20 protein-coding genes are annotated in these 18742 nt (G+C 69.7%); 3 read left to right on the forward strand and 17 right to left on the reverse strand.

The genetic code is table 11. The features are described from left to right. Positions 1-7 precede the first annotated feature (7 nt). Entirely contained in the window at positions 8-97 is a 90-nt protein-coding gene (sidA, locus tag VIL67_RS17470) for a cell division inhibitor SidA (protein WP_332050182.1), read from the reverse strand. Between the two features lie 98 nt (positions 98-195). Here sidA and VIL67_RS17475 point away from each other — a divergent pair, with 98 nt between their 5' ends. Genes VIL67_RS17475 through VIL67_RS17485 form a run of 3 tightly spaced genes read left to right on the forward strand, consistent with a single transcriptional unit; the run spans position 196 to position 2156 of the window. After that, complete coding sequence (locus tag VIL67_RS17475; protein WP_332050183.1) at positions 196-1398, forward strand: hypothetical protein; 1203 nt, start codon at positions 196-198, stop codon at positions 1396-1398. A gap of 3 nt (positions 1399-1401) precedes the next feature. Further along, positions 1402-1827: a VOC family protein gene (locus VIL67_RS17480; protein WP_332050184.1), complete on the forward strand. Its 426-nt coding sequence runs from the start codon at positions 1402-1404 to the stop codon at positions 1825-1827. Then, complete coding sequence (locus VIL67_RS17485) at positions 1827-2156, forward strand: GIY-YIG nuclease family protein (RefSeq protein ID WP_332050185.1); 330 nt, start codon at positions 1827-1829, stop codon at positions 2154-2156. Before VIL67_RS17480 ends, VIL67_RS17485 begins: the two co-directional genes overlap by 1 nt. A gap of 164 nt (positions 2157-2320) precedes the next feature. Here VIL67_RS17485 and VIL67_RS17490 read toward each other — a convergent pair whose 3' ends face one another. The 16 genes from VIL67_RS17490 to VIL67_RS17565 all read right to left on the reverse strand — a co-directional run. Then, entirely contained in the window at positions 2321-3472 is a 1152-nt protein-coding gene (locus VIL67_RS17490; protein WP_332050186.1) for an acyltransferase family protein, read from the reverse strand. A 119-nt stretch (positions 3473-3591) separates the two neighbouring features. Beyond that, positions 3592-4689, reverse strand: a complete 1098-nt coding sequence (locus tag VIL67_RS17495) for a helix-turn-helix transcriptional regulator (RefSeq protein ID WP_332050187.1) — start codon at positions 4687-4689, stop codon at positions 3592-3594. Between the two features lie 310 nt (positions 4690-4999). Continuing rightward, entirely contained in the window at positions 5000-5683 is a 684-nt protein-coding gene (locus VIL67_RS17500; RefSeq protein WP_332050188.1) for an ABC transporter ATP-binding protein, read from the reverse strand. After that, complete coding sequence (locus VIL67_RS17505) at positions 5676-6971, reverse strand: lipoprotein-releasing ABC transporter permease subunit (protein ID WP_332050189.1); 1296 nt, start codon at positions 6969-6971, stop codon at positions 5676-5678. The genes VIL67_RS17500 and VIL67_RS17505 overlap by 8 nt, the downstream gene beginning before the upstream one ends. Next, positions 6968-8290, reverse strand: coding sequence for a proline--tRNA ligase (gene proS, locus VIL67_RS17510; RefSeq protein ID WP_332050190.1), 1323 nt, complete (start codon positions 8288-8290; stop codon positions 6968-6970). Before proS ends, VIL67_RS17505 begins: the two co-directional genes overlap by 4 nt. A gap of 74 nt (positions 8291-8364) precedes the next feature. Beyond that, complete coding sequence (locus VIL67_RS17515) at positions 8365-8625, reverse strand: DUF1467 family protein (RefSeq protein WP_332050191.1); 261 nt, start codon at positions 8623-8625, stop codon at positions 8365-8367. Beyond that, positions 8625-9047 (reverse strand): methylmalonyl-CoA epimerase, encoded by a 423-nt coding sequence (mce, locus tag VIL67_RS17520; protein WP_332050192.1) that lies wholly within the window; start codon positions 9045-9047, stop codon positions 8625-8627. Before mce ends, VIL67_RS17515 begins: the two co-directional genes overlap by 1 nt. Before the next feature lie 48 nt (positions 9048-9095). Further along, a complete protein-coding gene (locus tag VIL67_RS17525; RefSeq protein WP_332050193.1) occupies positions 9096-10775 on the reverse strand; it encodes a ribonuclease J in 1680 nt (559 codons plus the stop codon). Beyond that, positions 10775-11551, reverse strand: a complete 777-nt coding sequence (locus VIL67_RS17530; RefSeq protein WP_332050216.1) for a type III pantothenate kinase — start codon at positions 11549-11551, stop codon at positions 10775-10777. Before VIL67_RS17530 ends, VIL67_RS17525 begins: the two co-directional genes overlap by 1 nt. After that, positions 11548-12288, reverse strand: coding sequence for a biotin--[acetyl-CoA-carboxylase] ligase (locus VIL67_RS17535; protein WP_332050194.1), 741 nt, complete (start codon positions 12286-12288; stop codon positions 11548-11550). Before VIL67_RS17535 ends, VIL67_RS17530 begins: the two co-directional genes overlap by 4 nt. After that, positions 12289-13719, reverse strand: a complete 1431-nt coding sequence (gene nuoN, locus VIL67_RS17540) for an NADH-quinone oxidoreductase subunit NuoN (RefSeq protein WP_332050195.1) — start codon at positions 13717-13719, stop codon at positions 12289-12291. A gap of 7 nt (positions 13720-13726) precedes the next feature. After that, positions 13727-15214, reverse strand: coding sequence for an NADH-quinone oxidoreductase subunit M (locus VIL67_RS17545; protein ID WP_332050196.1), 1488 nt, complete (start codon positions 15212-15214; stop codon positions 13727-13729). Positions 15215-15232: 18 nt separating this feature from the next. Next, a complete protein-coding gene (nuoL, locus tag VIL67_RS17550) occupies positions 15233-17518 on the reverse strand; it encodes an NADH-quinone oxidoreductase subunit L (RefSeq protein WP_332050197.1) in 2286 nt (761 codons plus the stop codon). Between the two features lie 10 nt (positions 17519-17528). Then, positions 17529-17834, reverse strand: coding sequence for an NADH-quinone oxidoreductase subunit NuoK (nuoK, locus tag VIL67_RS17555; protein WP_332050198.1), 306 nt, complete (start codon positions 17832-17834; stop codon positions 17529-17531). Continuing rightward, positions 17831-18460, reverse strand: coding sequence for an NADH-quinone oxidoreductase subunit J (locus tag VIL67_RS17560; RefSeq protein WP_332050199.1), 630 nt, complete (start codon positions 18458-18460; stop codon positions 17831-17833). Before VIL67_RS17560 ends, nuoK begins: the two co-directional genes overlap by 4 nt. Positions 18461-18534: 74 nt before the next feature. Continuing rightward, on the reverse strand, positions 18535-18742 hold a 208-nt coding region (locus VIL67_RS17565; RefSeq protein ID WP_332042984.1), incomplete at its 5' end, for a 4Fe-4S binding protein.

Here is an 18742-nt window from a genome sequence, read left to right on the forward strand (position 1 = left end):
CATGGCGTCACCCCACGTGAGCCGCCACTGCGCACATCATCCAGACAAAGCTGGCGACCGAGGCAAAAGCCAGTGATTCGCGGGCGAGACGGGCCATGTGCGGCGTTCCTGCTGTGGATGTTCGGTGAATGTTCCTATTTCCTGTTTTGTTCCGCGTCAAGCTCCGCTATCCCAGCAACCGTAACGGGAGCTAACATGTCACTGCACGCCGCCCTCGCCGCCCTCGCCTTGCTGGCAGCTGCGGCTGCGCCCGACGCCGCAACCATGTTCCAGACCCTGCCCGATCCGGGCGCCTGCGCCCGCGCCCAGCCGGCCGCGGCGGGGCAGCCGCTTCCGCTGAAGGGGCCGCTCAGCGAGACTTCGGCCGCGTCACTGATGGCTGCGACGTTCCTGGCGCTGCAGGACCTGAGCGGGAGCGGCGCCCTTCCCGCCGAGGCGCCGGCCGGGGGCTGTCCCGTCGCGCGCTTCGCGGCTGAGGACCGCGTGTGGACCATCCACGCCGGCGGGCCAGCGGGCGCGCGCCAGCTCATCACCACGCCTGAACGCACCGACTACTTCGTAGTTGTGAGCGGTCCCTCGCTGGTAGACGCCGCCGAGTGGAACCGGAGCCGACGCGGCCTGCCGACCGTGACCCGGCCGCCGGTCTACCACCTGGTCGGCGTGGACGAAGACCTGCACCTGCTGGTCAGAACCTACGATGGGCCGCCGTCGGCCGAAACCGTGGCGCAGGACCTCAAGGACCTGCTCGAGGCCCGTCTCGAGGCCCTGGCGACGCACCAGCAGGCCGGCGGGACCGTGAACCTCGCCGTCGAGACGCTCGGCGGGCCCCAAGCCATGCTGTTCCGGCCGCAGGATTTCAAGCGCGGCGACACCATCGCGTTCTACGGCCCCGACGGCAGGTTTCTGCGCCCGGGGCCGGGCGGCGGGCTCGTGTTCCGCGGGTCCGGCTACGTCTGCCCAACCCAGTACGGCGATTTTGGCCGGAGCCGCGTGCTCCTGCTCGACCCGTCGGACGAGAGCCTGGACCTCGCCTGCCACCTGGCCGGCCAGGAGAGCTGGCTGACGGTGTTCGTGACGCGCACGCCCGACACCTCGGATGACCGCAAGGTGTTCGAGGCGCGCATCAAGGCCGCGGAGGCGGAGTCGGGTGTGGCGCGCCGCCTCAGTCGCCCTCGACGGACCGCGGAGGTGGCGACGCGCAGCTGGCTGGACAGCGACGGACGGGTTCAGATCATGCTCGTGGCCCGGTTCGGAGAGTACGTCTACGAGATGCACCTGACCCATACCGAGGCGGAGCAGGAAGCGGCCGGCAAGGCCTGGCTGGCGCTGATGGATCAGCTGGAGAATGGCGCTGCCTCGCCCGCCGACCAGGTCGAGGCCTGGAGCGCCAAGCGGTAGCTCATGGAACAGCGAATCTCTCTCATCACCCTGGGCGTCGCCGACCTCCCCCTCGCGCGGCGGTTCTACGAGGACGGGCTCGGCTGGCGGCCGCAGACGGCGCTGGACGAGGTCTGCTTCTACCAGCTGCCGGGCCTGGGCCTGGCGCTGTTCGGCCGCGACGACCTGGCGGCGGATGCGAGGCGGCCGGTGGACGGCGGCTTCAGCGGGATCACCCTGGCCATCAACGAGCGCAGCAAGGCCGAGGTGGACGCCACCTTCGCGCAGGCGCTCGCGGCCGGCGCGACGGCCACCAAGCCGCCGGAAGACGCGCCCTGGGGCGGCTACTCGGGCTATTTCGCCGACCCCGACGGGCACATGTGGGAGGTCGCCTGGAACCCGCAGTGCGTGATCGGGGAGGACGGCGCGACGCGGTTCGGCGGCGGGTGATGAATGCGGTCTACATGCTCGCGAGCCGCCGGCATGGTACGCTTTACGTAGGGGTGACCAGCCAACTGGTGCAGCGGGTCTCGGAGCATCGGGCGGAGACACGCGGCGGGTTCACCAGCCGATATGGCGTGAAGCGGCTGGTCTGGTTCGAGGCGCACGAGGATATCCTGAGCGCGATCCAACGCGAGAAGGCGCTCAAGCGCTACCCCCGTGCGTGGAAGATCAATTTGATCGAACGCGAGAACCCGACGTGGGACGACCTGTTTCCGGCGCTGATACGCGAGGAAGGGCCGCTGGCGCACCTGAGCCCCCGCGAGCAAAGCTACTAACGTCGCCCCTCTTCCCAGCCGTCATCCCCGGGCTTGTCCCGGGGACCCATGATCTCCGCGGCTCCAGAAGGGCGGGACGGCGCCACCTGCACATCAGCGGCCTTATCAGGTGTTCATGGGTCCCCGGGACAAGCCCGGGGATGACGATCGGGGTTGGGGACGGTCTAGGTCGGCGAGGAGATGCGAGGCAAGGGCTTGAGGCCGAAGAGGAAGCGGAGCGGGGGGAAGGGGCGGATGGCGAGGTGGTGGAGGGCCAGGGCGCCGGCGAGGGTGATCAGGGCCAAGAGCGCGCCTTCCAGGGGCAGCGGGAGGGCCAGGGGAAAGAGGAGCCAGGCGGCGGCGAGCAGGATGGGCTGGTGCAGCACGTAGATCGGCAGGATGGCCTCGTTCAGGTAGCGCAGGGCCGCTGAGTCGCGGTTCAGGTGGCGGACCGCATATCCGAACACCGCCAGCACCATGATCCAGCCGTAGATCCCGTCGCTGATCCAGTAGGCGACGGACCCCAGCCCGTGCGGCGGGCCGGAGACCGCCCACGCGCGGCAGGCGAGGCTCACCGCGAGCAGCAGGACAGCGGCGAGCGCCACGGGGCGACGGCGCGCCGCCAGAAGGCGCCAGACATCGTCACGGCCCGCCAGGAGCACGCCTGTCACGAAGGCTCCGGCCCACAGGAGGTGGGCGCCGCCGTCATGCACGAAGTCCCAGGTCTGCGGCCACCAGCGGTCCATGGCCACCCGGGCGAAGGCGCCCCAGAGGGCGGGGAGCAGGAGGAACGCGGCAACCGGCACGCCCGCCCCGATCCGCGCCTGGCGCGTGCGCCCGATGAGGGGGAAGACCGCCGCCAGGACCATGGCGTAGGCGAAGAGGTAGACCAGGAACCACAGGTGGTCCCAGGTGGGCATGGTCTTGCCCAGCGGCGCCACCAGGGTTTGGTCGGCGGCCAGATAGGAGCCAAGCCAGAAACCGAGGTAGTCCTGGTGGGTGACCCCCTTGGCGGTCAGCTCGACCCAGGTCTGCGGCGGGATGACCACGAACATCCCGAACAGGATGACCGGCTGCAGGCGCACCAGCCGGTTCCAGGCGAACCCGCCCGCCCCCAGCTTCTGGATCAGGAAGCGGCTGGCCACGCCGGAGATCACGAACAGCATGACCATGCGCCAGGCGCCGAGCGCGCTGAGCGGCCAGTCCATAGCCGGGATGATGCGGGGGCTCTTCAGGTTGTACGTCCAGGTCCCGTAGAGAAGGCCCGTGTGGAAGAGGATGAGCAGGCCAAAGGCGATCACCCGCAGCCAGTCGAGGTAGAACTTGCGCGCACCCATCGGCGGCCTCCCGGCGTCCCCAGGCGTGGGGACCGGGCGCGACGCTGCCGCGGCCGCGCGGCCGATGTCTCACCAGGACCTGCAAGGGCGGCTCGCCCCGCAGAAAATGGCGCTGGATTTCAGGTTTCGGTGAGGGCGTCGGCTGCGGCGGGAGCCGGATCCGCCGGGGGCTGCGCCGAGGCGCGGGCCCGGAACTCCGAGGGCGTGAGTCCCCTCGCCTCGCGGAAGCCGCGGTTGAAGGTGTTCACCGAGCTGTAGTCGACCGAAAGCGCGATGGTCAGGATCGGCGTGCGGCGCAGGGCGGGGTCGGCGAGCTGGCGGCAGGCTTCGGCGATGCGATGCTCGTGGAGGAAGGCGTTGAAGTTGCGGTGGCCGAGTCCCTCGTGGATCAGCCGCCGAAGGCGGTACTCTGGGATGGCCAGGCGGGCGGCCAGGGCGTGGAGCGACAGCCCCGCCTCGGCGTAGGCGCCGGCCGCCATGAGACCGCGCAGCGCGGCCAGGTCTCGGTCGTCGCGCCCGTCCGCGACCGGAGCCGTCCGTGGCCGTGGACCGGGCGGCAGGACCTGGGCCAGCGCGTCGGCGCGCAGGAAGACGAAGGCGAGCCCCGCCAGGGTGGCGAGATGCGCCAGGCTGAGCACCTGGTGGCCGCGGTAGTTGGCGATGGTGTCGGCCGGGATGACCACCCGCAGCAGGATGCTGGAGGCGACGGCGTTGGCGCCGAGCACGACCGCCAGGACCAGGCGGGCGCCGCGGCGGGGCTCGACGAGGTCGTGGCGCCAGCTTTCCACCGTCCAGAAGACGGCGAGGCCGGCGAACAACGCCTGCAGGGCGGTGGGCGCGGCCTCGGCCAGCAGCCGGGGCAGGACGGTCCCCGCTGGCAGGAAGGCCTGGACGGGCTCTTCCAGGAAGAGCTGCAGGGCGAACAGGGCCAGCAGGGGCGGCGGGACCCGAGGCCGCTCACTGAACAGCCGGTGCGCCAGCAGCATGAAGAGCCCCGGCCCGGCGTTGCGTACGAGGTTCAGCGCCGGTCGCCAGGGGCCGACCTCCAGGCGATAGGCGGGCGCCATCCAGGGCGCGTAGTCGGCCCGGCCGAGCACGACGTGAGCGACGATGGCGAGCGCGATCAAGCCGACGAGCTGGCCGGCCGCGGAGGTCGGGCCGGCGAGGAACAGGCGCGCGCCGATCAGCACCGCCAGGGCGGCCGTGACCGCGTCCACGGCGAAGAAGGCCAGTTCCGCGTCCAGGGCCGCCGCCTCCCCGCCGGCGGAGCAAGGTTACGCCGATCGGCGGAGTCGTGAAGGGGGGCCTCTTGCCTCCCCCGTCCCGCAGAGGACGGGGGAGGTGGCGCGCGCCGAAGAGCGCGTGACGGAGGGGGCGGCGGCCGGCAAGGGCCTGGTCCGCGGCCTGCCACACAGATCGGTCTTGTCCGGTGCAATCGGTCGCCCCCTCCACCATCGGCTCTTCGGCTGCGCCTCGGCCGACGGTCCCCCTCCCCCGTCCTGCGGACGTGGGAGGCAAGGGTCTGCGTCAGCCCTGGGGCTCCAAGTGGCCGTCTTTGAGGGCGAAGACGCGGTCCATGTGGCGGGCGAGTTCGAGGTTGTGGGTGGCGACGAGGGCGGCGACGCCTTCGCGGCGGGCAAGCGCGTAGAGGTTCTCGAACACGGCGGCCGAGGTGGTCGGGTCGAGGTTGCCGGTGGGCTCGTCGGCCAGCAGCAGGCGCGGCCTGTTGGCCAGGGCCCGGGCGATCGCCACCCGCTGCTGCTCGCCGCCGGACATCTGGGCCGGCTGGTGGTTGGCGCGATCCCTGAGGCCGAGCTCTTCCAGGAGGGTGCGGGCGCGGTCCTGGGCGGCCTTGCGCGGCTTGCCGGCGATCATCTGCGGCAGGGCCACGTTGTCCACCGCCGAGAACTCCGGCAGCAGGTGATGGAACTGGTAGACGAAGCCGACGGTGGCCAGGCGCACCCGGCTGCGCTGGGCGTCGGAGAGGTCCGTGCAGTCCTGGCCAAGGACGCTGATCCGCCCGGCGTTGGGGTGCTCGAGCAGACCTGCGGCGTGGAGAAGGGACGACTTGCCCGAGCCCGAGGGGCCGATCAGCCCGACGATCTCGCCGGCGTGCAGGTCGAGGTCGACGCCCCGCAGGACGGTCAGTCCGCCGGCGGCCGTCTCGTAGGTGCGCTCCAGGCCGCGGATTGAGAGGACGGTCTCACTCATAGCGGAGCGCCTCCACCGGATCGAGGCGCGAGGCCCGCCAGGCCGGCGGCAGGGTGGCCAGGAAGCTCATGCCGAGCGCCCAGGAGGTGATGATCACCACCTCCATCCAGTCGACCTTGGCCGGGATGCGCTCGAGGAAGTAGACGTCGGAGGAGAACACCGCCTGGCCGGTGGCCCACTCCACGAACTGCTGGATCTCGCCGATGAAGGTGCAGAACACCACGCCGATCAGCAGGCCGGCGAGCGTGCCCAGCACGCCGATCGAGGCGCCGGACATGAAGAAGATCCGCAGGATCGACCCCTGCCCCGCCCCCATGGTCCGCAGGATGGCGATGTCGCGGCCCTTGTTCTTCACCAGCATGACCAGGCCCGAGATGATGTTCATGGCGGCGATGGCCACCAGCAGCATCAGGATCAGGCGCATGACGTTGCGCTCCACCTTCAGCGCGCCCCAGAAGGAGCTGTCGCGCTGGGTCCAGTCGGTGACCAGGGCGGCGGGGCCGGCGGCGCGGTTGATGGCGGCCTTCAGGCGGGGCGCCTTGTCCGGATCGGCCACCTTGATCTCGATGACGTCGGCGGTCCCTTCGCGGCCGAAGAACAGCTGGGCCTGCTCGAAGGGCATGTAGATGTAGGCCTGGTCGTACTGGCTCATGCCGACGCTGAACACGCCGCCCACGGTGTAGGGCTTTTGCAGGGGCGTGCCGCCGAACGCCGTGGCGCCGCCGCTGGGGGAGATCAGGGTGAGCGTGTCGCCGGGGCCCACGCCCAGGGCCTGGGCCAGGCGGTCGCCCACCAGGATCACGTCGCCGCCGTATTCACCCTCGCCGAAGCCGCGCAGGGAGCCGCGGGTGATGTTGCCGGCGACGATGGCGGTTGCCTGCAGGTCGCGGGGCGCGAGGCCGCGGACGATGGCCCCGGAGATCTGGGTGGGACCCATGGCGATGGCCTGGGCCTCGACCACGGGGGCCGCCTGGCGCACGCCGGGCACCTTTAGGACGCGCTGGACGGCGGGGTCGCGGGCCTCGCCGTCGAGCACCGGGCCGGTGACGAAGACATGGCCGTTGAAGCCCAGGATGCGGCCCAGGAGCTCGGCCCGGAAGCCGTTCATCACGCTCATCACGATGATCAGCGTGGCCACCGCCAGCATGATGCCGATGAAGGAGATGATCGAGATCAGCGCCACGCCGCCCTGGCTGCGCTTGGCGCGCAGGTAGCGGCCGGCGAGCATGCGCTCCCACAGGCCGAACGGCGGGGCGCGCCCGCCGACGGGGGCGGCGGCCTCGCTCATCCGGCGCAGATGGCGGCGAGCGCCTGGTCGAGCGGCAGGGTCTGGCGCTCGCCGGTGGCCCGGCGCTTGATCTCCACCACGCCCTCGGCGACGCCCTTGGGGCCGACGATCAGTTGCCAGGGCACACCAACGAGGTCCAGCGAGGCGAACTTGGCGCCCGGCCGCTCGTCGCGGTCGTCCAGGCAGGGCTCCAGGCCACGGTCGGCCAGCGCGCGGTAGGCCTGTTCGGCCACCTCGTCGACGGTGGCCTCGCCCGGCCGCAGGTTGACCACGGCGGCCCCGAAGGGCGCGACGCTCTGCGGCCAGATGATGCCGGCCTCGTCGTGGCTGGCCTCGATGATCGCGCCCACCAGGCGCGAGACGCCGACGCCATAGGAGCCCATGTGGACGATGACGTCCTTGCCGTCGGGGCCCGTCACCTTGGCGCCCATGGGCTTGGAATACTTCTCGCCGAAGTAGAAGATGTGGCCGACCTCGATGCCGCGGGCGGTCATCCGCTTGTCCGGGGCGGCCTCGGCCTCGAAGCGGGCCTGGTCGTGCATCTCGTCGGAGGCGGCGTAGAGGCGGGTGCGCTGCTCGACGAGCGGCTGCAGGTCGCCGTCCCAGTCGAGGTCCGGCCCGGGGGCGCCCATCTCCACCAGGTCGCGGTGGGCGAAGACCTCGCTCTCGCCGGTATCCGCCAGGATGATGAACTCGTGGGACAGGTCGCCGCCGATGGGGCCGGTGTCGGCCCGCACGGGGATCGCCTTGAGGCCCAGGCGTGCATAGATGTTGAGGTAGGCTAGGAACATCCGGTTGTAGGACCGGCGCGCGGCCTCGGCGTCGAGGTCGAAGGAGTAGGCGTCCTTCATCAGGAACTCGCGGCCGCGCATGACCCCGAAGCGGGGCCGGCGCTCGTCGCGGAACTTCCACTGAATGTTGTAAAGATTCTTCGGCAAGTCCTTGTAGGACTTCACATAAGCTCGGAAGATGTCGGTGACGACCTCCTCTGCGGTGGGGCCGTACAGCAGGTCCCGCTCGTGGCGGTCCTTGATGCGCAGCATCTCCTCGCCGTAGGCGTCGTAGCGGCCGCTCTCGCGCCAGAGGTCGGCGAGCTGCAGGGTCGGCATGAGGATCTCGACGGCGCCGGCCCGGTCCATCTCCTCGCGCACCACCTGCTCGATCTTCTTCAGCACCTTCAGGCCGAGCGGCAGCCAGGCGTAGATGCCGGCCGCCTCCTGGCGGATCATGCCGGCCCGCAGCATCAGCTGGTGGGAGACGATCTGGGCGTCGGACGGCGCCTCGCGCAGGGTGGGCATGAAGTAACGCGAGAGGCGCATCGGTCTGGCTTTTCGTCCCTGGTCTTGGCGAGCGGCCCTGATAGCCCCCGCCGCGTCAGCTTGGCAACGCCCGGCTAGTAGCCGGACGGCAGGCTCGGCAGCTTGACCAGGCCGAAATGGATCACCGCCCAGACCACCAGCCACAGGACGGCCGAGATCCAGGTGGTGGTCACGAACTTCTTCTTGAGCTTGGGATCCACCGGCGCGGCCGGATCGCCGCCGTCGCCCCGGTCAATGCCGGCCTGGGCGTGGCTGGTCACGCCCCAGGGCAGGACGGCGAACAGCACCGTCCACCAGATGGTGATGTAGATCGCAACCCCGGTGATCGGACCCATCAGTGGGCTCCCTTGGGACTTTCCATCAGTTCCACGAGCACGCCGCCCATGTTCTTCGGGTGGACGAAGATCACCGGCGTGCCGTGCGCCCCAATGCGGGGCTGGCCGTTGTTGAGCACGGTCGCGCCCTTGGCCGCCAGGTCGTCGCGCGCGGCGATGATGTCGTCCACCTCGAAGCAGACGTGGTGCTGCCCGCCCATTGGGTTCTTTTCAAGGAAGCCCTTCAGCGGCGAGCTGTCGCCGTGCGGCTCGATCAGCTCCACCTGGCTGTTGGGCAGGTCGACGAAGCAGACCCAGACCCCCTGCTCGGGCATGGCGAACTTCTCGCCGATCTTGGTGGCCCCCAGCACGTCGCGGTAGAGCTTGACGGACTCGTCGATGGACGGCGTGGCGACGCCGATGTGGTTCAGTCTTCCGATCATGCTCCCGCCTATACGCCCGCCCGGGCGCGAGCGCGAGATCACGCGGCGTCAGACCCGAAGCACGATGGTCTCGACCACGGGACGGCGGCCCCAGATGCGCTGGCTGGCCTTCTTCACCGCGCGGGACATGGCGGTCTCGACGTTGTCGTCGAGGTCGCGGTTCTCGCGGCTGAGGCGGTCGAGCGCATTCTCGGCCTCCTCCGAAAGATCGTCGAGCACGTCGTCCAGCGGGTAGTCGGCGTCCGTGGGCAGGCCGAGCGCGCGGACCTCGGGGCCCGCGAGGATCTTGCCCTTGCGGTCGAGGACCACGGAGACCGCCAGCATGCCGTTGTAGGCCGCGTGCCGGCGCTCGCGCAGCGCCTCGCCGTTCTCGGGGGTGACCACGCCGGCGTCGACGTACAGCCGGCCCGCCGGCACCTCGTCGATGACCTCGGCCCGGCCGGGCGCCAGGCGCACCATGTCGCCGTTGCGCGGGGCGACCTGCTGCGGAACCTGCAGGTCGCGGGCGAAGGCCACGTGCTCGAGCAGGTGGCGGCGCTCGCCGTGGGTGGGCACGGCGATCTGCGGCCGCGCCCAGCGGTACATCTCGGCCAGCTCGTCACGGCAGGGGTGGCCGGAGACGTGGATGCCCGGGTGGTCGCGCTCGGTGTAGAGGCGCACGCCGCGCTCGGTGAGCTTGTTCTGCAGGTTGCGGATCGGGATCTCGTTGCCGGGGATGACCCGCGAGGAGAAGAGGCAGGCGTCGCCCGCCCCCAGGCTGACGTGCGGATGGGTCCCCTCGGCGATGCGCGAAAGCGCGGCCCGCGGCTCGCCCTGGCTGCCGGTGCACAGGAAGAGGATCTTGTTGGCCGGGAGGTGCTTGGCCTCGGTGTCGGGGATGAACTCCTGGACGTCCTGCATCAGGCCCACCGACTTCGCGGCGGCGGCCATGCGGTGCATGGAGCGGCCGACGAGGCAGACGCGGCGGCCGTTGGCCTCGGCGGCGCGGATCACGCTGTCCATGCGCGCCACGTTGGAGGCGAAGCAGGCGACCGCGATCTTGCCCTTCATCGAGCCGATCAGCGGGACCAGGGTGTCGCGCACCGCGGCCTCGGACCCGGCGACCCCGTCCACGAAGACGTTGGTGGAATCGCACACCATGGCCAGGACGCCCTCGTCCCCCAAACGGCGGATGGCTTCCTGGTCGGTGGCTGCGCCCAGCACCGGATCGGGGTCGATCTTCCAGTCGCCCGTGTGCAGCACGGTGCCCAGCGGCGTGCGGATGGCGATCCCGTTCGGCTCCGGGATGGAGTGGGTGAGCGTGATCAGCTCCATCCGGAACGGGCCGAGTTCGATCACGCCGCCCAGCGGCACGATGGTGATCTCGGCCTCGTCCACCAGGTCGGCCTCGCGCAGCTTCTCGCGCAGGACGAAGGCGGTGAACGGCGTGGCGTAGATCGGCGCCTTCAGGCGCGGCCAAAGGTGCGCCACCGCGCCGATGTGGTCCTCGTGGGCGTGGGTGACCACGATGCCGAGGATGCGGTCGGCGTATTCCTCGATGTATTCGGGGTCGGGCAGGATCACCTCGACGCCGGGCGTCGACTGGTCCCCGAAGGTGACGCCGAGGTCGACGATCACCCACTTGCGGTCGTGCGGCGGTCCGAAGCCGTAGAGATTGAAGTTCATGCCGATCTCGTTCGATCCGCCGAGCGGCAGGAAGACGAGCTCGTCTTGGGCGTCACGCGCCATCAGGATGCTTTCGTATTGCGGCGCCAGATCTCCAGCATGCCGCGAATGGTGAGGTCGGGGTCGAAATGGTCAATGGAGGACGTCGCGCCGTGGAAGAGCGAGGCGACGCCGCCGGTGGCGATCACCTTCATCGGGCGATCCTGCTCGGCGCGGATGCGGGAGATAAGACCTTCGATGAGAGAAATGTAGCCCCAGAACACGCCCGACTGCATCGCGCCCACCGTATCCGTGCCCACGACCCGCTGCGGCTTCTGGATGGCCACCCGCGGGAGTTTGGCCGCCGCGCTGTGCAACGCTTCCATGGAAAGGTTGATCCCGGGGGCGATCACCCCGCCTTCGAAGCCGCCATCGGGGGCCACGACGTCGAAGGTGGTGGCCGTGCCGCTGTCGATGACGATGAGGGCGCCCTCATAGGCCACGTGGGCGCCGATGGCGTTCACCAGGCGGTCGGCGCCGGCTTCCGACGGCTTGTCGATGCGCACCGGGATGCCCAGCTCGGCGTTCTCGCCGATCACCAGGGGCTCCACGTGCAGGTAGCGCCGGGCGAGGTTGCGCAGGTTGAAGATCGACTGCGGCACCACGCTGGAGATGATGCAGTGGTTGAAGACGCCGAGCTGCAGGCCGGCCATGGCCAGCAGCTGGGATAGCCAGACGGCGTATTCGTCGGCCGTGCGACTGCTCTCGGTGGCGGCGCGCCACTGAGCGGTCCAGCGTTCGCCATCATGCACCGCGAACAGCGTGTTGGTGTTGCCCTGCTCGATCGCCAGCAGCATCAGGAGCCCCCGAAGAAGACGTCGCCTGCCGTTATGCGCTCCAGGGCGCCGTCGTCCAGCCTGAGGCGCAGCGCGCCGTCCAGGTCGAGCCCCTCGGCGACCCCGCTGACCGTGCGGTTCGGCAGCCGCGCCTCGCAGCGTTCGCCCAGGCCCATGGCGCGCTCGGTCCAGCCGCGGGCGACGGGCGGGAACCCTTGGGTGGCCCAGAGCGCGCGCCAGGCTTCAAAGCGGGTCGCCAGCACCTCGAGCGCGTCGAGCGGCCGCGGCGGCGGGCCGGCCATGTGATCGGCGAAGGCCGCGGCAGGGCGTTCGACGTCCTGCGGGGCGTGGGCGAGGTTCACGCCGATCCCAACCGCCAGCCAGAGCCGGGCATCCTCCCGCGCGCCGGACTCCACCAGGATGCCGACCGCCTTGCGGCCATGCACCAGGACGTCGTTGGGCCACTTCAGCCGCGCGGCGCCGGGACCGAGGCAGGTGTCGGCGAGATCGCAGGCGGCGAGCGCGGCCACGAAAGAGACCTGGGCCGCCTCGACCGGCGGCAGGTCGGTGGTCATCAACAGGGTGGCGGCGAGGTTGCCCCGCTGCGTGGACCAGGCCCGGCCGCGCCGGCCGCGGCCTGCGGTCTGCAACGCCGCCGTCAGCCAGACGGGACCGCCCTGCCCCGCTTCGGCCCGCCGACGGGCCTCGGCGTTGGTGGAGTCGATCTCGTCGTAAGCTTCGATCGGCGGATGGTCGGCCAACTAGGCGAGACCGAAGGCCGCCGCCGCGCGCGCCGCCGCCGGGTCGAGCCAGGTCAGCGCGATCAGCACGACAGGGAAGGAGAAGACAGCCAGGCCCACCGCGATCAGGCGCGCCTCGATGGCCGGCTTGTCAGTGGCGCCGCTCGCCGCGTCGAACCACATCACCTTGATCAGGCGCAGGTAGTAGAAGGCGGCGACCACGGAGCCCACCAGGCCGGCGACGGCCGCCCAGCCGAGGCCGGCGTCGATGGCGGCCTTGAACACATAGACCTTGGCCCAGAAGCCGGAGAACGGCGGCAGGCCGAGCGCCGAGAGCGAGAAGGCGGTCATAGCGAGCGCGATGCCCGGCTGTTCCTTGATCAGGCCGGCCATGTCCTCGAGCGTCTCCATCGACCGGCCCTGGCGCGACAGGGCCGACAGGCAGGCGAAGAAGCCGGTCACGTCGATCATGTAGAGGACCATGAACACCAGCATGGCCTGGACGCCCTCGCCGGTGCCGGAGGCCAGGCCCAGGACGGCGTAGCCGATGTTGGCGATGGAGGAGTAGGCCCACAGGCGCTTGAGGTTCTTCTGGGCGAGGCCCGCGAAGGCGCCCACGAAGACCGAGATCAGGGCGATGGCCACCAGCACCTGCTGCCACTGCGGCACCGCGCCGGCGAAGCCTTCCCCCAGCAGGCGGGCGAACAGCACCATGGCGGCAAGCTTCGGCGCCGCGGCGAAGAAGGCCACGATCGGGGTGGGCGCGCCCTCGTACACGTCCGGGGTCCACATGTGGAACGGGGCGGCGGAGACCTTGAAGGCCAGGCCGCAGATCATGAACACGAGGCCGAACAGCAGGCCGGTATTGGCGCCGCCCTGGGCGGCCGCGGCGATGTCCGTGAAGATCGTGGAGCCGGCGAAGCCGTAGACCAGGCTCGCGCCATAGAGCAGCAGGCCCGAGGAGAGCGAACCCAGGACGAAGTACTTCAGGCCGGCCTCGGAGGCCTTGCCGTCGTCGCGGCGCATCGCGGCGAGCACGTAGAGCGCCAGCGAGTGCAGCTCGACTCCGACGTAGAGCGAGATCAGGTCGCCGGCCGAGGCCATCATGCCCATGCCCAGGGCGGCCAGCAGGATCAGCACCGGGAACTCGAAGTTGCGCACGCCGCGCCGCTCGAACCAGCGCTGGCCCAGCGGAATGCAGACGGCGCAGGCCACGTAGATGGCGACCTTGGCGAAGGTCGCCGCCGCGTCCGAGATCAGGCCGCCCGAGAAGGCGCGGCCGAACGGGCCGGTGGCGGTGGCCACCGCGGCGCCCAGCAGGATGACGATAGCGGCGGCGGCGAGCGCCGTGGTCATGCGCGGCGCGAACGCGCCCCAGACGAGCAGCAGAAGCGCGCCGCCCGCCAGGATCAGCTCAGGAAAGGCGAGGCCGAGGTCGGCGGAAAACGTCATTGTCGGCTTAGCCCCCGACAGCCGCGCGGTAGACCGAGACGAGCTGGTCGACCGAGGCCGCAGTCACGTTGAACACGGAGTTGGGCTGAACGCCCAGGTAGAGGGTGGAGACGATCAGCGGCACGAAGATCGCCCATTCGCGCCAGTCCAGGTCGTCGATGGCGGAGAGCTTGGGGTTCACCAGCTCGCCGAAGATCACCCGGCGGTAAAGCGACAGCGCATAGACGGCCGAGAGGATGACGCCCGTGGCGGCGACGATGGCCGCCCAGGTGGACGCCTGGTAGGCGCCGGTCATGGTCAGGATCTCGCCGACGAAGCCCGAGGTGCCCGGCAGGCCGACGTTGCCCATGGTGAAGAGCATGAAGACCGCGGCGTACCAGGGCATGCGGTTCACCAGCCCGCCGTAGAAGGCGATCTCCCGGGTGTGCATGCGGTCATAGACGACGCCGACGCACAGGAAGAGCGCCCCGGAGATCACCCCGTGGGAGATCATCTGGAAGAGCGCGCCCTGCTCGCCCTGCGCGTTGCCCGAGAAGATGCCCATGGTCACGAAGCCCATGTGGGCGACCGAGGAGTAGGCGATCAGCTTCTTGATGTCGGTCTGCCGGAAGGCGACCAGCGAGGTGTAGACGACGGCGATGACGCTGAGCGCGAACACCAGCGGCGTGAACAGCTCCGAGGCGTTCGGGAACATCGGCAGGCTGAAGCGCATGAAGCCGTAGCCGCCCATCTTCAGCAGGATGCCCGCCAGGATCACCGAGCCGGCCGTCGGCGCCTCCACGTGGGCGTCGGGAAGCCAGGTGTGCACCGGCCACATGGGCATCTTCACGGCGAAGGAGGCGAAGAAGGCCAGCCAGAGCCAGGTCTGCAGGCTGGGATCGAACTTGTAGGCCATCAGCTCCGGGATGGAGCTGGTGCCCGAGATGCCGATCATGGCGAGGATCGCCGCCAGCATCAGGACCGAGCCCAGCAGGGTGTAGAGGAAGAACTTGAAGGCCGCGTAGACGCGCCGGGCCCCGCCCCAGATGCCGATGATCAGGAACATCGGGACCAGGCCGAACTCGAAGAAGATGTAGAACAGGACGATGTCGAGGGCGCAGAAGACGCCGATCACCAAGGTCTCGAGGACCAGGAAGGCGATCATGTACTCGGGGACGCGGTTCTCGATCGAGCGCCACGACGCCGCGATGCACAGCGGCATCAGGAAGGCGGTCAGCAGGACGAACAGCACCGAGATGCCGTCCACGCCCATGCGGTAGCTGATGCCGGCGAACCACGGCACGTCTTCCACGAACTGGAAGCCCGGGTTTGCGGGGTCGAACTGCACGACCAGCAGGATCGACAGCAGGAAGGTGGCGACCGTGGCCACCAGGGCGATCCACTTGGACGCGTTGACGACGCCCGCGTCCTCCGCCCCGCGCAGCAGGCGCAGGATCAGGATGCCGGCCACGCCGACGAGCGGCGCGTAGGTGATGAGGGACAGGAGCCCGGTCATGGTGTCTGCGCCCTCCCCTTAGGCGTTCCAGGCCCAGAGGGCGTAGGTGAGCAGGCCCGCGACGCCCAGCAGCATCACGAAGGCGTAGTGGTACAGGAAGCCGGTCTGCAGGCGGCCCGTCCCGCGGCCGACGGCGTAGGACACCGCCGAGACCCCGTCGGGGCCGAGCCCGTCGATGACCTTCTGGTCGCCGCCCTTCCAGAACAGGTCCCCGAGGAACCGCGCGGCGCGCACGAAGGTCGCCTCGTAGAGCTCGTCGAAGAACCACTTGTTGTAGAAGAAGGTGTAGAGCGGCCCGCCCTGGGCGGCGATGCGCGCGCCCATGCCTTCCCGCAGGATGTAGACGTAGACGGCGATCAGCAGGCCGAGGATCGAGGCCACCAGCGGCGCCAGCACGACCCAGGCGGGCGCGTGATGTTCTTCCGCCGTCGACGCGTCGTGACCGGGGACCGGGCCGGCCGCGGTCTGGGCCGCATGGCTGGCCTCCCCGTGGGCCGCGGGCGCCGCCGCGTGGGCCGCCCCGCCATGCTCGGCCGCCGGACCCGTCGCCTCGGCATGGGCCGGAGCGTGGTGGACGGGGGCGTTGTAGATCGCGCCGCGCCAGAACTCGGCCTTGTGGTCGCCGATGAACTGATGATGGAAGGCGAAGCCCGCGAAGATCGCGCCGATCGACAGCACGATCAACGGGATCCGCATGGTCCAGGGGCTCTCGTGCGGCTTGTGATCGTGGCCGGCGTGGTCGTGGCCGTGGCCGTGCGCGTGACCATGGCCGTGGGCATGATCGTCGCCCGACAGCGGCTCGTCATGGGTCTCGATCTGGGCCGCGGTGGCGTGGTCGCTGGCCGCGCCGTGGGCCGCGTCGTGGCCGTGGTGGTCACGGTTGTGCCAGTGGTGCTCGAGGTCTTCCGAGGTCCAGCGGGCGTGGCCGTTGAACGTGAAGAAGGCCAGGCGCCAGGAGTAGAAGGCGGTGAGGCCGGCCACCAGGACGCCGATGATGAAGGCGAAGTAGCCGAACGGCTGGCCCGCCCCGCCCGCCTCGTAGGCGGCGTGGATGATGGCGTCCTTCGAATAGAAGCCGGCGAAGCCCAGCTCGGCGAACGGGATGCCCAGGCCGGTGATCGCGATCGTGCCGATGGTCATCACCGCATAGGTGATCGGCAGGTACTTCGACAGTTGGCCGTAGCGGCGCATGTCCTGCTCGTGGGCCATGCCGTGGATCACCGAGCCCGCGCCAAGGAACAGCAGCGCCTTGAAGAAGGCGTGGGTGAACAGGTGGAACATGGCCGCCTGATAGGCGCCCACGCCCGCGGCGAAGAACATGTAGCCGAGCTGCGAGCAGGTCGAATAGGCGATCACCCGCTTGATGTCGTTCTGGGTCAGGCCGACCGTGGCGGCGAAGAGCGCGGTCACCGCGCCGATGACCGTGACGATGTTCTTGGCCACGGGGGCGTACTCGAACATCGGCGACAGCAGGCAGACCATGTAGACGCCGGCGGTCACCATGGTGGCGGCGTGGATCAGGGCCGACACCGGGGTCGGGCCTTCCATGGCGTCGGGCAGCCAGGTGTGCAGGAAGAACTGGGCGGACTTGCCCATGGCCCCGACGAACAGCAGGGCGCAGGCGATGTCCATCAGCGGCCACTCGCGGCCGGCGAACTCCCAGGTGCGGGCGGCGCCGCCGGCGATCTGCGGGAAGATCTCGGCGAACTGGATGGTCCCGAAGGCCCAGAACACCGTCATGATGCCCAGCGCGAAGCCGAAGTCGCCCACCCGGTTGACCACGAAGGCCTTGATGGAGGCGGCGTTGGCGGTGGGCTTCTTGAACCAGAAGCCGATCAGCAGGTAGCTCGCCAGGCCCACGCCTTCCCAGCCGAAGAACAGCTGCATGAAGTCGGACGCGCTGATCAGCGCCAGCATGGCGAAGGTGAACAGCGACAGGTAGGCGAAGAACCGGGCGCGGTGCGGATCCTCCGCCATGTACCCCCAGGAATAGAGGTGCACGAGCGAGGAGACGGTGGTCACCACCACCAGCATCACGGCCGACAGGCCGTCGAGGCGGAAGGCCCAGTTGGACTGGAAATCGCCCACGTGGATGAAGGGCGCGTAGGTGACGGTGAACGGCTCGATGGAGCCGCCCATCCAGCCCAGGAACACCACCCACGAGAGGGCGGCGGACAGGAACAGCAGGCCGGTGGTCACCGCCTGCGACGGCAGGTGTCCGATCCGGCGGCCGAACAGGCCGGCGACGATCGCGCCGACCAGCGGGCCGAAGAGGATGATGCTGACGAGGGTTTCGGCGGGCATGTCTGAGCGCTCAGCCCTTCATCATCGAGGCGTCATCCACGGAGATGTCGCCGCGGTTGCGGAAGAAGGTGACGAGGATGGCGAGACCCACGGCGGCCTCGGCGGCGGCCACGGTCAGCACGAACATGGCGAAGATCTGCCCCACCACGTTGTGCAGATAGACCGAGAAGGCCACCAGGTTGATGTTCACCGCGAGCAGGATGAGCTCGATCGACATCAGGATGACGATGATGTTCTTCCGGTTCACGAAGATCCCGAAGACGCCGATGGTGAACAGGATGGCGGCGACCGCCAGGTAGTGCGGCAGGCCGATCATTCGCCGATCCCTTCGCCGGGCTTGAGGGTGACGACGCGCATGCCGGTCTTGGGCGTGCGCAGGACCTGGTCGGCCACCAGCTGGCGCCGCACGCCGGGCTTGTGGCGCAGCGTCAGCACGATGGCGCCGATCATGGCCACCAGCAGCACCAGTCCGGCCGCCTGGAAGAAGTAGACGTAGTCGGTGTAGAGCACCCGCCCGATCGCCTCGGCGTTGGTGACGTCCGGCCCCGACGCCGCGCCCGCGGCGTTCGGCAGCTCGTTGCCCCGGGCCGCCCCGCGGGTCGCCACGGTCGTGGAGACCATGATCATCTCGATGGCCAGGATGCCGGCGACCACCAGGCCGAGCGGCATGTACCGGGCGAAGCCCTGCCGCAGCGCCGTGAAATCGACGTCGAGCATCATCACGACGAAGAGGAACAGCACCGCGACCGCGCCCACGTAGACGACGATGAGCAGCATGGCGATGAACTCGGCGCCCATCATCACGAAGAGGCCCGCGGCCGAGAAGAAGGCCGTGATCAGCCACAGCACGGAGTGGACGGGGTTGCGCGCCGAGACGACGGCGAAGCCCGCGAGGACGGTCACCGCCGCCAGCAAGTAGAATGCGATCGCCTGCAGGGCCATCGGCGGGTTCGAGCTCCCCTCAAAAAACTGAGTTCTGCGCCTAATCGGCAAGGCCGCGGAATCGCGCGGCTGTCTTAGCGATAGGGCGCGTCGAGTTCCAGATTCTTCGCGATCTCCCGCTCCCAGCGGTCGCCGTTATCGAGCAGGCGCTCCTTGTCGTAGTAGAGCTCCTCGCGGGTCTCGACGGCGAACTCCAGGTTCGGGCCTTCCACGATGGCGTCCACCGGGCAGGCCTCCTGGCACAGGCCGCAGTAGATGCACTTGACCATGTCGATGTCGTAG

The organism is Phenylobacterium sp., assembly GCF_036563385.1.
GTDB lineage: Bacteria > Pseudomonadota > Alphaproteobacteria > Caulobacterales > Caulobacteraceae > Phenylobacterium.